This window comes from Neobacillus sp. SuZ13, assembly GCF_030123365.1.
GTDB lineage: Bacteria > Bacillota > Bacilli > Bacillales > Cytobacillaceae > Neobacillus.
The window spans coordinates 1,131,249-1,145,806 of record NZ_CP126107.1 but is presented as its reverse complement, the minus strand read 5'-3'; the positions used below and the strand labels follow the sequence as shown (position 1 = coordinate 1,145,806).

The window sequence follows — 14,558 nt, the reverse complement described above, 5'->3', positions numbered from 1 at the left end:
CCTATCATCATGAATGTCTTCTCCTAGGTGACCACATTTTTGTAATGAAGAAAGAACTTAGGACCAATAAAATGATGATAAAGATGACTGCCATTGCACTAGACTGCCCAACCTCTCCATAGCGGGTCAATGTCTTATACATATATGTACTTAGCAATTCGGAAGAAAAACCTGGCCCCCCTTGCGTAAGCACCCAGACAATATCGAATGTTCTGGCAGCATCAATAATGCGAATTAATAATGCTACTGTTGCTACTGGGATAAGAGAAGGGAAAGTAATGTAACGGAACCTATGCCATTTATTGGCCCCATCCATTTCAGCTGATTCATATAAACTAATAGGAATTCCTTTAATACCTGCTAATAGAACGAGCATAATGAAAGGTGTTGTTAACCAGATGTCTGCAATAATCGTAGAATAGAGTGCAAAACGGGAGTCTGATAACCAGAGTATTTGATGCGGATCAGAAAGGATTCCAAGTTTATAAAGCCCCCAGTTGATAATGCCGAATTGATCATTAAGCATAAATTTCCAAATTATCCCTGTGACTAAAGGTGCCAGCATAAGTGGGCTTAATAATAGTGTCCGAATAAATTGGCTTCCTTTAAAAGCATTACTTAGAAGCAAAGCAAGGATAAGCCCTAAGATAAACTCGAATCCCACCGCTACTCCTATATATACTACTGTGTTCCAAAGGGCTTTTAAAAAACGTTCTGAAGTCAACGAGTTTGTATAGTTTGCAAAACCGACAAATTCTCGTAAGGAAGGATTAATGATATCAATCTTATAAAAACTGTCTCTAATTAAAAGAAAGATTGGATAGACCAGAAATACCAACATAAAGATCCCTGCAGGAAAGAAAAAGATAGTCGATAATGCTCCATTTTTCAGTCTCAAGAAAACCGCTCCTTTCTATCAATATATTTTTTAGAACCCCTTCATGGATTATATATCTGCATGAAGAGGTTCTATTAAGTACGTTTCAGTTTATTGTGGCGGCAATAAATCTTTGATTACATCTGCTGCCCAATCTAGTGCTTCTTGAGGTGTTTTTTCTCCAGAAAGTGCATATTGCACGGCTGGGATGAGTGCTTCACTTTCGATTTCTTGCCATTCCTTAATAGCAGGTCGATTTTGCGTTTGTGGTCCGCTTAATGTCGTCATAAGCGGTTTCAAATGTTCATAGCCCTGCTGTGTACTATAACTTTCAAAAACGGATTTTCTCGCTGCTACCCCCAATGATTTCATAAATAGTTCATTCTTTTCATAGATGAAGTTGAGGTACTCTTTGGCAATCTCTTGTTTTTTGGAAGAACTAGGGATAACCTGGTACCAAGGACCTGGGACAGCACCTATTCCTGCTCCGCCGCCAATCATTGGAGCACTTCCAACTTTTCCTGCTACCTTTGATTGTTTAGGGTCATTTGAAGGGACATAGAAGTGACCCCAAGCAAGCATCATGGCAGATTTTCCATTCCAAAATAGCTCAGAAGTTTCAGCAGATGCCATTTCTAGTGCACCTGATGGAACCGATTGATCTTTTTTCAAAAGGTCAACTAAAAATTGCAAGGAATCAACATACGGTTTTGTATTAACAAGAACTTTGCCATTATCACCAACAACCAATGGTTTCGCACCTGCTTGAGCTGCATGATCCAGCCAGCTGGCTACCGCATCCCCATTGTTCGCACCAAATACCGTAGTTCCGTACATATCTACTTTTCCATCATTATCTGTATCTCTAGTAAAAAACTTGGCTGCATCACGATATTCATCCCATGTTGTTGGCGGATGTAAATCATATCCATACTTTGCTTTGAAATCGGCTTTATTCTTTTCATCTTCGAAAAGATCTTTACGGTAGATTAAATTTTTGGCGTTCGTCCATACAGGCATTCCATAAACCTTATTCTGATAACTTCCGCCTTCTACTAATCCTGGGAATAAATCATTTTTAAGGTCATCTGTCATGAGATCTTCTAACGGTAAAAGTCCGCCAGCTAGAGCAGGAAACCAAAGTATATCGATGGTTGCAACATCGAATGCTCCTGCTTGTGAAGCTACCTCAGCCTTAAGTTTGTCATAGACTCCCGTATAGGGAACGGATTCAATTTTAACTTCGTAGCCTGTTTTCTGTTTAAATTCTACGGCTGTTTCTTTTGCAACCTTAAAGGCCGGGCTTCCCCCTTCAACGAGGACCGTAATGGTTTTATTATCACCTTTTGTTTCTGAACTATCTGTTTTTTCTCCCGAACAACCCGATAAAAAGATAGATAATACTAAAAGTAATGAAACTACCGTTAGGATTCCCTTTTTCTTCACCTTAACCAGCCTCCTTAATTTTTGACTGCATTCTTAATAAATGGTAATCCCCCAAATGGGCTATTAGCCTACCATACATTCATTGATAATTCTCCTCTAATGTTTCTATTCTTTTTCAAAAACTTGATAACGGTTTCATTTTTTGAAGTAATTATCTTTTATTTCCTTTTGCCTCCTCTAACGTTTTTATAAACTCTCTTTACACTTTTAATTGTAATAATTAAGGGGTTTGAATAAAATTCTAACTTTTTTAGAAAAGGTTATATATATTTAGAACTTTTTCAATAACAAACTTCCCAGAATAATTAGTAGCTTGTTCCACTTTTTTATGAGGTGACAGGTACAGGGCATAAGAGATAAAGGAAACACGTAGAACAAAAGCAACCACTTGCAAAACAAATGATTGTCATCTTTGAAAAGACATCATGGACTTTGCAACAAGCTTAACAGCTTCTTTAATAATGGTATTAAGAGAAAGCCGAGAAAAGATAATGGAAAGATGAAAAATACCCTTGAGAAAATATGAGGGTAAGCATAGGCAACCTTTGGTCAATTATTGAATGGTTGTCTGAGAAAAATATTGAAAAAAACCCGGATTCGTATTGGAACAAACCCGGGTTGGTATGGAGTCAGGACTGAAAATCGGAAATGTTTATTTTAGTTCGGAAGAGTTAATTTTTGGGTTACCTTTTTAAAACCAGCAGTGAACAGCACTCCACATGTGCCGGGTGTATGGGGCAACACATGAGATGTTAGTGTGTTTAATTAATAATAAATTATTGTATATATTCTGCTTATTTATGATTTATGCTTTTTGCATTAAAGCCCCCGCTTCTTACAAATTTTATTTCCTTGATTTTGTTCTGTTACCTAAAGATGTCCGGATGAAATTGATGTGTCAGCGGAGAAACACCATTCCGGGTGACATTGGTTTGATGGCAAACTTTTTGACAAAAATACATAAAAACCGATTAAAAATAGAAGCCTAACATTTAAAGTACATTTCTGTAAAACTTGTCGGTTATTAGCATGAATTAGATGTTAAAAATTTTGGAGGATTGCAATGGAGAAAAAAATAGTTGCACTCGATGTATCGAATTTATGGACTCCTTATATGAATAATACGATGGCTCTATGCGTAAACAAATATGCATTGCAAACTATTCAAGATCCAGAAATTAAAGCTATTTTTGGCAAAGCTTTGAATTTATCAGAAAACATTGTTCAAAAAATCGCCGCCATATTCAATCAGGAACAATTTCCGATTCCCCATGCATTTACAGAGGAAGATGTCCATTTAGATGCACCGAGATTGTTTTCAGACGAACTCTGGCTGTTCTATTTGCACCAAATGTCGACACACGGATTGACTTCTTATTCTCTTGGGATTACCGCTTCCCGCAGGCTAGACATTCGTCAATTCTATTTCGAAACGTACATGGGATCTTATGAATTATACGAAACTACATTGGGAATGCTGCAATCGAGAGGTCTCCTGGAACGTCCGCCCACCATCGTGCTTCCAGAAAAAATTGAATTTGCGGAAAAGCAAAGCTTTTTAACCGGATGGTTCGGGGAACGCCGACCATTGAACACAATAGAAATATCTAGTCTTTATTTTAATTTGCAGAAAACCATCTTGACTAAAGACTTGGCTCTCGGTTTTAGCCAAACCGCTAAATCGAAAGAAATCCGCCGGTTTATGGAGGAAGTGGTAAAACTGGCAGCAGAACATATTGAAATTTTTACTACCATCCTTCATGAAGACTTCATTAGTTCTGCCATCACATGGGACACTCATGTTACAGATTCTCAGATTGCACCATTTTCGGATAAATTGATGATATTCCATTGCGCATTTTTGATTCAAGCAGCAATGGCATATTATGGAACTGCCTTGTCCGGCTCCATGAGGCGCGACCTCGGGCTCAAATATTCGTCTGCCATCGCAAGGGATGTAAAGCTTGCGGAAGACTGCGCAAACATCATGATTTCCAATGGATGGTTTGAAGAACCGCCGAGTTCCGTTGATCGACGAGAATTATCTTAGAGAAACTTCACCATAACTGTGATTTTACGAAGGTAGACAAAACCCCTTGAGCACCAAGGGGTTTTAACTCGCGTTCTTATCAATTATCCAAGCAAGTACATATTGCTGAAATTAATGTTTTAGTGCTGAATGAATTTTCTCCACCTCACAAATATCCCAAACATTCAAAATACTTTACTTATCTTTTTAAAAAATTTTAGAATGTTTCCTCCTATACTAGGAACAATACCATTGTAGTAAAAAGGAGGTAATTAGAAATGGATATTCAAAAATTAGCCGATCATGAGTCATTGGATCTACATGAAGTTATTAATTTTAAAACCCTATGCTTAGCGAAATCAAAACTAATGCAAGGACTGGTATTTGATCATGATTTGAGAGCATTAATGCAAAAAGATGTTGAACAGTCCATGCAAGCGCTTGGAGAATTACAGGCAGTTTATCAACGTGCACCTTTTCAAGCGCCTGTTCCTCAAAACCGGCCAACACCAATAATAAATTGAAAGGAAGGCAAATTCATTGAACAATGACTATTTAGACCCTATAAACTCGCTACACGTACCAGAGTTAGCAGATACCACATTTGCGATGGATTTACTTCTTCGTGCCAAAGAAGGTGTGCGTAATATTGCGGTTGCATTAACGGAGTCCGCATCACCTGATGTTAGAACCCTCTTACGAAACCAGTTAATGCAAGGGATTGCCATGCACCAAGAAATTACAGAATTAATGATTAGTAAAAAATGGTTCCATCCATACGAATTAAGTGAACAATATCAATTAGACCAACTCTCTGCCAACAATACATTGATGATTGGCAAAATGAATCTATTTCCTGTTGAGACCAATAGAAAAGGTATGTTTGACCGGACACCTGATGAACACTAACACTGGAGGCTGTAACCAATGAAGGCGGTAACGTATCAAGGTATTAAAAATGTTGTAGTCAAAGAAGTTCCAGATCCAAAGATTGAAAAACCAGATGACATGATTATTAAAGTAACAAGTACAGCTATATGTGGGTCTGATTTACATTTGATTCATGGCATGATTCCTAACCTGCAAGAAAACTATGTTATTGGCCATGAACCAATGGGAATCGTCGAAGAAGTTGGTCCAGGTGTGACTAAGCTAAAAAAGGGAGATCGAGTAATTATCCCCTTTAATATAGCATGCGGTGAATGCCAATACTGTAAAAACCATTTGGAAAGCCAATGTGATAATTCAAATGATAATGGTGATATGGGTGCCTATTTCGGATATTCTGGTACGACGGGTGGCTATCCAGGTGGGCAAGCTGAATATTTAAGAGTGCCATTTGCCAACTTTACTCATTTCAAAATTCCAGAGACTTGTGAAGAGCCAGATGAAAAGTTAGCAGTTATTGCCGATGCGATGACTACTGGTTTTTGGAGTGTTGACAATTCAGGTGTAAAGGATGGAGATACAGTTATTGTTCTTGGCTGTGGTCCGGTTGGTCTTTTTGCTCAAAAATTCTGTTGGTTAAAAGGGGCAAAGCGAGTCATTGCCGTTGATTATGTCAATTATCGCCTGCAGCACGCAAAGCGCACCAACAAAGTAGAAATTGTTAACTTTGAGGACCATGAGAATGTAGGAAATTACCTGAAGGAAATCACCAAAGGCGGCGCTGATGTTGTCATTGATGCAGTTGGTATGGACGGTAAAATGACTGATATGGAGTTCCTTGCAAGCGGAATGAAGCTTCATGGCGGAGCATTAAGTGCGTTTATCATGGCTTCACAAGCAGTGCGTAAAGGTGGGACTATTCAAGTTACTGGCGTTTACGGCGGCAGATATAATGGTTTCCCTCTTGGAGATATTATGCAGCGAAATATCAATATCCGCTCCGGTCAAGCACCTGTCATCCACTATATGCCATATATGTTTGAATTAGTTTCGACCGGAAAAATTGATCCAGGAGATGTCATAAGTCATGTACTTCCACTTAGTGAAGCAAAGCGTGGCTATGAGATTTTTGACACAAAAATGGATGATTGTATAAAAGTCGTGTTGAAACCTTAAGGAAGGAGGTATAAAAATGAACTACGCCTTACATGAAGTTCTTGAGGTCCATGAGATGGCTGCATTTAAGACCACTTGTTTAACTAAATCCAAAACGATGAAAGCGTTAGTTACAGATCAGCTATTAAAAGATATTATGCAGCAAGACATTGATGTATCTACGAGACAATTACAAGAATATGCTTCTATCCTTTCCAACGCTAAGCAGTAAATTAGGAGATGAATGAACATGAATCCAATCATTGAAACTTTAACGGGCATGGACGGACTATCGGATCAAGTCGTTGCAATGGATCTACTCATTTCAGCCAAAAGTGGAATTAGAAATTATGCCATGGCAGCTACGGAGGCAGGAACACCCGAAATTAAAGAAATCCTCACTCGCCATTTAGTGGAAGCTCTTGATATGCATGAACAAATATCCGCATATATGGTAGAAAAAGGATGGTACCATGCTTGGGATACAAACGAACAGATCAGTTTGGATTTAAATAATATCAATACAGCATTGAACTTACCGACATTATAAAAATTTCCGGGAACAGTTTAACACTCAACAAATAAACTGTTCCTATATAATTTAAAACAATTAATTGACTATTTTTATTATGAAAATGTCGGAGCAGGAAATTCATCAATTTTGATACGAAGTAAACTATAAGGTTTCTGTCGTAAGTCTTTTCCATAATGAAATCTAGGCTGTCGATGTAATTGGTTCACAATGACATACAAATATTGATCCGGACCAATTGAAAAAGTATCCGGCCACAAAATTCTCGGATCATGTGCGATAGTTTCCATTATGCCACTTGGCAATATTTTACGGATACTGTTGTTTTCATAATCACCAGCATAAACAGTTCCCTTTGCATCGGTGATCATTCCATCAGACGCACCTTTTTCTCCCCAATACTCCACATGATAAGTTAAATCCATATCCGGTATTGTTCTGTCTCTCAGGGCTTCTGTTGAGATCGAGAACAAATGACGACTGGTTAGTGGAGCAAAAAATAATATCTTTCCATCGGGAGAAATCGCAAGACTATCAGAAGCCAATCTAAATGGAGAAGTTGAACCGTCTTGGTTTCGATTCATTAAAATTTGACCTTCTACTTTCGGTAAAAAATAGGGATCGGGTGAAGTTGAATTTGCCCCATTTAACCGTCTAAACGCGTTTCCATTTGATAAATCTACGACGATAATAGCTCCTGGGCCTCTTGAAGAAGAATCCGTTATATAGGCATAACCTGCTTTTCCAACACGAAAATCAAAACGGACATCATTCAGATAAGTTGTAGGCAGGACTACATCTTCTGTAAAGGTATATACTTTTCTTATTGTATTGGTTTCTAAATCAACAGCGACTAATTTTGCCCCCCCTATAATAGGTTCAGAAAAATTAGGTGCTGCTGTATCTAATATCCAAAGCGTTCCCCTTCCATCAGCAACTACACTTTGAACACTGATGAAAGTCATTGTGATATTCTCGGGATTAACCAAATTGGTTTGTAAATTAGGATAAGGCTGCAATTTATCCTCAACAATTTCCCCCACCGTAAATTTAACATCGTCTCCCCATTTCGGAAAGCAAATGAAAATACGACCGGTTTCTGAAACAGTAACACCTGTAGGCATAGCTCCATAAAATGCATAAACTAGTTCTAAATTACCGAAATGTTTTTCAGTAGGTAACATAGGTTTAATATCCTCCTCAAGCATTCAAACGGGATATCACCTATATATGATTTATATTTTTTCTAGTGCATGTTTCTTAATAAGTTTTAAAGTGATCGAAGGTAAGAAAAAGCTGAACTTTGACTAATTTTTTTGGAACAATCATGATAAAAACTGTTAGAGGTAAGGCCTAGAATAATTTCTGGAAGCCTTTTGCATTATTGAATTACTAACTTATTAATTAACTTCTCTTTCGCCAGCCAAGCTCCTCCAATGACCCCTGCGTTATTGCCTAGTGTGGCAATAACAATCTCGACACCATGTGCAACTCTCGGAAAAGCGAATTGAATAAATTCCTCTTTCAGAGGTCTCAGCAATGTATCTCCAGCTTTTGATACTCCGCCTCCAATAACGATTTTTTCAGGATTCAAGCCATTTGCTAAATTAGCAAGGGCCAACCCTAAATGGTAGGCAACATCACCTATGACTCTGTTGGCGAGTTCATCCCCTTCATTTGCAGCATCAAAAACACGCTTGGCAGTCAGGGCCTGTCCATCATTAAAATTTCGTAATATACTAGTCTCGTTGGTAGAAGCTAATTTCTCCATTGCCAAACGGGCAACTCCTGTTGCTGATGCTACCGTTTCCAGACATCCTGATTTCCCACATTTACATGGGGCTCCGTTTTTCGGTACGGAAGTCATATGGCCAATTTCACCACCGGATCCATTTACCCCATGTACAACCTCACCATTAACGATAATTCCACCACCAACACCTGTTCCTAAAGTAACACAAATTAAGTTTTTAGCCCCTTTGCCCGCACCTTTCCACATTTCACCGATTGCCGCTATATTTGCATCGTTGTCGACAACAACCGGCAGAGAGGTTTCCCTCTCAAGAATGGTTTGTAAAAGGAATCGTTCCCAGCCGAGGTTAACCGCCACTTCAACGGAACCATCCTCCGAATTCACAGGGCCTGGCGCACCGATTCCGATTCCGACTAACTGATTTTTTGTTTGATTTAATTCTACTAACTTTTGATCAATCGCTCTTGCAATCGATGCAGGTATGTGTTTGCCCTTATTACTTAGATCAGTATCGATCTCCCAACTATATATGATGTCACCCTGCAAACTGATAAAAGCCATTTTAACCGTGGTCCCACCTACATCAACACCAACTAACCATCTTTCTTCCATAACCATTCACTCATTTCCTTTAAGTTATCCCACTTCGAAAAGCGCCATGTTTACAAAAGAGGCTCCTCGATTGAGAAGCCTCTTGTTAAGTTTGAGAATTGTCTAGCTCCAACGCCCAGTAACTAATGGGCGCTTCTGCCTATCTCATTATTTTACAGCCGCAGCCGTTTTTTCAAGATTAACCCATTGACCTTTTTCAGCAGATTCAAGAATTGCATCTGCGATTAATTCAATCTGGTAGCCATCATTGAAGTTAGGTGAGAATTCAGTACCCTCACTGATTGCTTTAAAGAAATCATATGTTTCAATGATCTTTGTTTCACCATAACCAATTCCTAGAGCAGGGATTGGCCATAATCCTTCACCGTATGGAGTAGCTGGTCCTGAGTAAACAGTTCTGAAGCCTTTTGCATCACTTGGATCATCAGCAAAGCAAACTTGAAGCTCATCACGGCGCTCATAGTTAAAGTATAGAGAACCCTTTTCACCATGAATTTCAAAAGTTAGGAAGTTGTTGCGGCCATGTGCATTACGAGTTGCTTCGATTGTTCCAATTGCACCATTATCGAATTTGACCATGGTGATAAATTCATCGTCTACATCAACAGCTGCTTTTGGGACATCATTGCCTCCAGCTTTCACTGTACCTAACTTGTCGATGCCGCCAGTTTGAATTGGTCTTTCAGGAATCCATGTTTTTGTAATTGCATTTACATCTGTAATTTCGCCCACAAGGTAACGAGCATAATCAACCACGTGTGTACCGATATCACCTAGAGCACCTGATCCAGCGATTTTCTTTTGGAAGCGCCATGATAATGGAGAATTCGGATCAGCAGACCAGTCTTGTAAGTATGTTCCACGGAAGCTTAGAACTTTACCAATTCTTCCTTCTTCAATATATTTTTTCGCAAGAGCCACAGCTGGTGTTCTTCTGTAATTGAAAGCAACTGCGTGTTTTACACCTGCAGCTTTTACTGCTTCTAACATTTCCTTCGCTTGTTCAGCGCCTAATGCTAATGGCTTTTCACAAATAATATGCTTGCCTGCTTTTGCTGCTGCAATTGCGATTTCAGCATGAGTATTGTTTGGAGTAACAATGTCGATGACATCGATTTCTGGGTTATTAACAACATCTCTCCAGTCAGTCGCATAGTTGTCAAAGCCTAATCTTGCTGCCGCATCTTTAGCCAATCCTTCGTTAACGTCAACTACTGTATGGCGATGAGGAATTGCTGGTGCTGGCCAGAAAAACATTGGCATTCCTGCATATGCAAGTGAATGCGCTTTACCCATAAATCCTCCGCCGATCATACCTACGTTTAATTTTTTCATCTTAGTATCCTCCCACTATTATCTTCTTATTTTTAAAAAGTTTGATATTCCTAATGGATGAAACGTTTATGCTTGATTTACTTTATCAAATTGATTTAAATAACTGCGGCTGATTTTAGCCCCTTGTTTTGGATCTGGGTAGCTGTCTAACTCAACCGTAATCCAGCCATCATAGTTTGCCTCTTCTAATGCTTTAACCATTTCATCAAATTTTTGATGCCCTTTACCTAATGGTAAAAAATCTCCATTGGCATAATCTTTGAAATGCACATACTTGATACGATCCACATATTTTCTGATAACAGCCACAGGATCTCCACCGCCTGCTTCGATATGAGCTGTGTCTGGGCAAAGATTAATTTTTGTTAATGGCATTAATTTATCTAGTTGTTCAGGAGCCTGAACATTCGTTCCTAAATGAGGGTGATAACTTGCAACAAGATTATATTTTTCAGCAATTTTTACTACTTTATTAAGCGCATTACCAAGAGCGGTATAATCACTTTCAAGAATCCCGTTTGCACGTACTGCTCCGCCGCCGATCACAAGATGCTCTGCACCTACTTCTGATGCGAATGCCGCTACACTTTCGATTTTTATTAATTCTTCTTCTAAAATATCAGGGAAAATAAAGTTCCCGCCTGTATAAACACCCACCAAAGTTAAAGAATGCTCATTCATCAATTTTAAAAACTCATCTTTTTTATCTTTATATTCCATTAAGTTGCCGTCGAAGATTTCAAAGCCATCATAGCCAGCTTCGGCAATATCCTTTAACGCCTCTTCTGTAGATCCGTAAGCAAGGTAGTAAGAGTCTTTAATAGAAGTCACACCTGCTGGATGACCTACTACGCCGCCCCAAGTATTTGTTTGATAACCTAATTTCATTTGATTACCTCCATATCTTTTGGAATTTAGTGTGCCATATTTCATCCTATAAAAACCGAGCAACTCACCTTTAATTATAGTAATCGATTACATTTTCTTTTAAAAATTTCTCTAAACTTTCAATAATAATAAGATTTAATCCACTATTTACGGTTTAGCACAATGTAATCCATTACATTTTTGTATGAAGATGACTGCTGTTTTTTAAAAGGAAGTAATGAATTAATCTCTATTTAATTCTAGCCATTACTATCATCAGACAAGAATAATAGATGTTGTATCGCTTACATGAATTATTGTAATCGATTACACCTAAATATGCAACCTATAATTTTATATTGTCACAATTTGTTCACTATAAGCTTAGGAGGAATGGAAATCGTAAAAGTTGTTCCCTTTCCTTTTATACTATTAACATGAATAAATCTCTTTACAACCTTCAATCGGTTACGAATTTCATGAGCGATACCTATGCCAGCTTTTCAAGATGTTGATGATGATCCATAGTTAAAGCATTCAGATTAGAGACTTGCAACGGAGCCACCATCAACTCGAAGGTTGACACCATTTATAAAAGAAGCCTTTTTTGAAGCAAGGTACACAACAGCTGAAGCAACTTCCTCCACCGTCCCTGGCCGTTTCACTTCAACATGCGGACGATTTTCCTTAAGAAATTGCTGGATTGCTTCATCATAACTGATGTTCAGCTTTTTGGCATTATCCTTCAACAGGTCCTCAAGCATGGGTGTCATGATAAATGCAGGCGATACCGTATTGACAAGTATTCCTTCTGCAGCATATGCCTTGGATAAGCTTTTTGTAAAATTAATTAGTGCTGCTTTAGAGGCATTGTAATGAGGCATGAATGCGTCTGGTTGAATGCCGGATTCTGATGAGATGTTAATAATGCGGCCAAATCCTGTTCTTTTCATATAAGGAATAATTGCTTTAGTTACACGTACCGTTCCAAAAAGATTGACTTCAAAAATATGCTGCCATTCGTCTATATCCAATGATTCAAAGTCATCAAATCCACTTGCAATCCCCGCATTATTAACGAGGATGTCGACGGTTTTAAAACGATCAATAGCAGAAACAACAAGATGGTCGACGTCTGCTTGTTTTGTTAAATCGGCTTGAATAGCAAGAACACTTCCTCCGTTTTTTTCGATTTCAGCCGACGCCTCATTTAACAATTCCGCGCCGCGTGCACAAATTACAACGTTGGCACCTTCTTCCGCAAACGCCATGGCAATTGCTTTCCCAATACCTTTACTGCTTCCAGTCACAAGTGCGGTTTTATTTTTTAATTCCAGATTCATTTTTTCATCCATTCCTTTCTATACAAACCTGATAAAATTGTAGTTACCAAATAAGGATTAACTCTAGCTGATACACAGCTCGGAGTTAATCCTTATATTTGTCTAAAATTAATTTTTCACTGAAGCCTCAAATAATTCTGCATGGATAGGTTCAGCAACTATGGGTTCAACAGCATTTATGAATCTTTTAAAGTGAGGGGTTTCCTCATGGAGTTGAATCGCTTCTTCATCCTTCCATTTCTCAACAAAGATAAAGCTGTTTGCCTCTTCTGGATTTTCATAATATTGATAACTAATATTTCCGGACTCCGCTTGAGACGGTTTTGTTACAAGCCTTGCCTCTTCCAAGAATATTTCACGATAAGACGCATTCACCTTCAATTTTGCGTGAATGATAATCATTGTTCTTCCCCCTTAATGAGCGAATTTTTTTAAAAATAATTAACCTGCATGTTTTTCTAATAAAATCTCTTTTTTATTATCCTTTTCGGAAGGAAGTTTCATAAATTTCATTAAATACGCACCAAGGAAATACGTGCCTGCGAAGATCCAAATAACCCCTTTTGCACCGATAAGTCCAATAAATAACCCAACGATTGCTGGAGCGATAAAGTAGGACATTCCTGCACCAAAGCTTACAATCGCCATTGCTGATCCTTTTTTCTCAGGAGCAAGAGATGCTACTAGAGCTGAAAGTGGCACGAAACCACAAAGCACAATTCCCATTAAAATACCTGCAATATTCAAGGCCAAGAAACTGCTGCCAAATACTTCAGGTGTGTAAAGCAAGACGAGTAACATGACGCCCATACCGAAGCTGCCAAGCCATTGAATCGTTTTTTGCCAGCCTAACCATTTATCACTGATGTAAGGAATGATTAGGTTAAAAATAATATTTGCAAACCACATCGTTCCCCACATTTGTAAAAACTGTTCAGTTGTGAATCCGTAATTGGACTTCAAGTACATTGGGAAAAAGATTGGCAGTGAACCGATCCCTGTTGAATTGATAATCCGAACCACGCCGCCGATCGCCACTTTCGGCTGTTCGATACAAATGGTAAATCCACTCATTAAGCTCTTTAGCTTTTCCTTTGGATCTCCCTTTTGTTCCTTTTTTACATCACCTTTTACTACAATAAGACCAACAATTCCTCCGACTAACACCCAAGCTACAGCACTCCACAATAACCCGATATATCCGATCTTCGGAAGCATGTAAGCAGGGAAATAACTTCCTACAACATAGAGCCCGCCACTCCACGCTGCCCAAAATAATCCTACAGCTGTTGCCAAAATCCGCTCTGGACTGCGATAAGTAACCCACACTAAGAAAGAGTAACAGAATAAAGGATAACCTAAACCACGAATCCCATAAGTCGGGAGCATAATAGCGTAATTGTTTAACTTTAAACCATATTCAATGAATAGTACCTGACCGATTAACCAAGTAACAAGACCGATAACCATTACCTTCCTAGGTCCCCACATCTCGGTGAGTACACCAGAAAAATAAGATGCGATAGCCAAGATGGCTCCATAAACCGCAAAAAGAGTGGCTGATTGTTGAACGGTCAATCCCTTTTCAATCAGATAGGGAGACAACCATGCGTGCTCGAGACCGTCACCGGCCATAAAAATTAACGTTGCAACAAATCCCCAAACGACTCCCATTGGCAGTCCGCCTAAAGTACGTTCTTGACCTACAAGCGTATTCATTT

At 38.7% G+C, this 14,558-nt stretch carries 15 protein-coding genes; 6 read left to right on the top strand and 9 right to left on the bottom strand.

The genetic code is table 11. The features are described 5' to 3' along the window. Positions 1-7: 7 nt before the first annotated feature. Positions 8-898, bottom strand: coding sequence for a carbohydrate ABC transporter permease (locus QNH17_RS05430; RefSeq protein ID WP_283877768.1), 891 nt, complete (start codon positions 896-898; stop codon positions 8-10). 90 nt (positions 899-988) lie between these two features. After that, a complete protein-coding gene (locus QNH17_RS05425; protein WP_283877767.1) occupies positions 989-2,323 on the bottom strand; it encodes an ABC transporter substrate-binding protein in 1,335 nt (444 codons plus the stop codon). A 1,063-nt stretch (positions 2,324-3,386) separates the two neighbouring features. On the opposite strand from QNH17_RS05425, the gene QNH17_RS05420 reads away from it, so the two are divergent. From QNH17_RS05420 to QNH17_RS05395, 6 genes are all read left to right on the top strand, one after another. Then, complete coding sequence (locus QNH17_RS05420; protein WP_283877766.1) at positions 3,387-4,373, top strand: DUF3231 family protein; 987 nt, start codon at positions 3,387-3,389, stop codon at positions 4,371-4,373. Between the two features lie 257 nt (positions 4,374-4,630). Next, a complete protein-coding gene (locus QNH17_RS05415) occupies positions 4,631-4,876 on the top strand; it encodes a spore gernimation protein GerQ (RefSeq protein WP_283877765.1) in 246 nt (81 codons plus the stop codon). Between the two features lie 16 nt (positions 4,877-4,892). Next, on the top strand, positions 4,893-5,261 hold the full coding sequence (locus QNH17_RS05410) for a spore coat protein (protein WP_101648872.1): 369 nt from the start codon (positions 4,893-4,895) through the stop codon (positions 5,259-5,261). A gap of 18 nt (positions 5,262-5,279) precedes the next feature. Continuing rightward, on the top strand, positions 5,280-6,416 hold the full coding sequence (locus tag QNH17_RS05405; protein ID WP_283877764.1) for a zinc-dependent alcohol dehydrogenase: 1,137 nt from the start codon (positions 5,280-5,282) through the stop codon (positions 6,414-6,416). A gap of 16 nt (positions 6,417-6,432) precedes the next feature. Continuing rightward, on the top strand, positions 6,433-6,627 hold the full coding sequence (locus tag QNH17_RS05400) for a hypothetical protein (protein WP_007083743.1): 195 nt from the start codon (positions 6,433-6,435) through the stop codon (positions 6,625-6,627). Positions 6,628-6,645: 18 nt separating this feature from the next. Then, positions 6,646-6,945 carry a spore coat protein gene (locus QNH17_RS05395; protein ID WP_283877763.1) on the top strand — a complete coding sequence of 100 codons (300 nt, stop codon included), beginning with the start codon at positions 6,646-6,648 and terminating at the stop codon, positions 6,943-6,945. A 77-nt stretch (positions 6,946-7,022) separates the two neighbouring features. Here QNH17_RS05395 and QNH17_RS05390 read toward each other — a convergent pair whose 3' ends face one another. From QNH17_RS05390 to QNH17_RS05360, 7 genes are all read right to left on the bottom strand, one after another. Further along, the gene (locus QNH17_RS05390; protein WP_283877762.1) at positions 7,023-8,135 is read right to left on the bottom strand and encodes an L-dopachrome tautomerase-related protein; all 1,113 of its coding nucleotides are present in this window, start codon (positions 8,133-8,135) and stop codon (positions 7,023-7,025) included. Between the two features lie 173 nt (positions 8,136-8,308). After that, a complete protein-coding gene (locus QNH17_RS05385; protein ID WP_283877761.1) occupies positions 8,309-9,292 on the bottom strand; it encodes an ROK family glucokinase in 984 nt (327 codons plus the stop codon). Positions 9,293-9,439: 147 nt separating this feature from the next. Continuing rightward, on the bottom strand, positions 9,440-10,627 hold the full coding sequence (locus QNH17_RS05380) for a levoglucosan dehydrogenase (protein WP_098576285.1): 1,188 nt from the start codon (positions 10,625-10,627) through the stop codon (positions 9,440-9,442). A 66-nt stretch (positions 10,628-10,693) separates the two neighbouring features. Next, entirely contained in the window at positions 10,694-11,515 is an 822-nt protein-coding gene (locus QNH17_RS05375) for a sugar phosphate isomerase/epimerase family protein (protein ID WP_283877760.1), read from the bottom strand. A 521-nt stretch (positions 11,516-12,036) separates the two neighbouring features. Further along, positions 12,037-12,837, bottom strand: a complete 801-nt coding sequence (locus tag QNH17_RS05370) for an SDR family NAD(P)-dependent oxidoreductase (RefSeq protein ID WP_283877759.1) — start codon at positions 12,835-12,837, stop codon at positions 12,037-12,039. Positions 12,838-12,945: 108 nt separating this feature from the next. Continuing rightward, positions 12,946-13,239 (bottom strand): putative quinol monooxygenase, encoded by a 294-nt coding sequence (locus QNH17_RS05365; protein ID WP_283877758.1) that lies wholly within the window; start codon positions 13,237-13,239, stop codon positions 12,946-12,948. 39 nt (positions 13,240-13,278) lie between these two features. Further along, positions 13,279-14,556 (bottom strand): MFS transporter, encoded by a 1,278-nt coding sequence (locus QNH17_RS05360; protein ID WP_283877757.1) that lies wholly within the window; start codon positions 14,554-14,556, stop codon positions 13,279-13,281. Between the last annotated feature and the right edge of the window lie 2 nt (positions 14,557-14,558).

Bases quoted from the DNA above. Each gene is read 5' to 3' on its own strand.
- QNH17_RS05390 (WP_283877762.1), bottom strand. From the start codon at position 8,135: ATGCTTGAGGAGGATATTAAACCTATGTTACCTACTGAAAAACATTTC.
- QNH17_RS05405 (WP_283877764.1), top strand. From the start codon at position 5,280: ATGAAGGCGGTAACGTATCAAGGTATTAAAAATGTTGTAGTCAAAGAA.
- QNH17_RS05400 (WP_007083743.1), top strand. From the start codon at position 6,433: ATGAACTACGCCTTACATGAAGTTCTTGAGGTCCATGAGATGGCTGCA.
- QNH17_RS05415 (WP_283877765.1), top strand. From the start codon at position 4,631: ATGGATATTCAAAAATTAGCCGATCATGAGTCATTGGATCTACATGAA.
- QNH17_RS05365 (WP_283877758.1), bottom strand. From the start codon at position 13,239: ATGATTATCATTCACGCAAAATTGAAGGTGAATGCGTCTTATCGTGAA.
- QNH17_RS05380 (WP_098576285.1), bottom strand. From the start codon at position 10,627: ATGAAAAAATTAAACGTAGGTATGATCGGCGGAGGATTTATGGGTAAA.
- QNH17_RS05395 (WP_283877763.1), top strand. From the start codon at position 6,646: ATGAATCCAATCATTGAAACTTTAACGGGCATGGACGGACTATCGGAT.
- QNH17_RS05420 (WP_283877766.1), top strand. From the start codon at position 3,387: ATGGAGAAAAAAATAGTTGCACTCGATGTATCGAATTTATGGACTCCT.
- QNH17_RS05375 (WP_283877760.1), bottom strand. From the start codon at position 11,515: ATGAAATTAGGTTATCAAACAAATACTTGGGGCGGCGTAGTAGGTCAT.
- QNH17_RS05370 (WP_283877759.1), bottom strand. From the start codon at position 12,837: ATGAATCTGGAATTAAAAAATAAAACCGCACTTGTGACTGGAAGCAGT.
- QNH17_RS05385 (WP_283877761.1), bottom strand. From the start codon at position 9,292: ATGGAAGAAAGATGGTTAGTTGGTGTTGATGTAGGTGGGACCACGGTT.
- QNH17_RS05360 (WP_283877757.1), bottom strand. From the start codon at position 14,556: ATGAATACGCTTGTAGGTCAAGAACGTACTTTAGGCGGACTGCCAATG.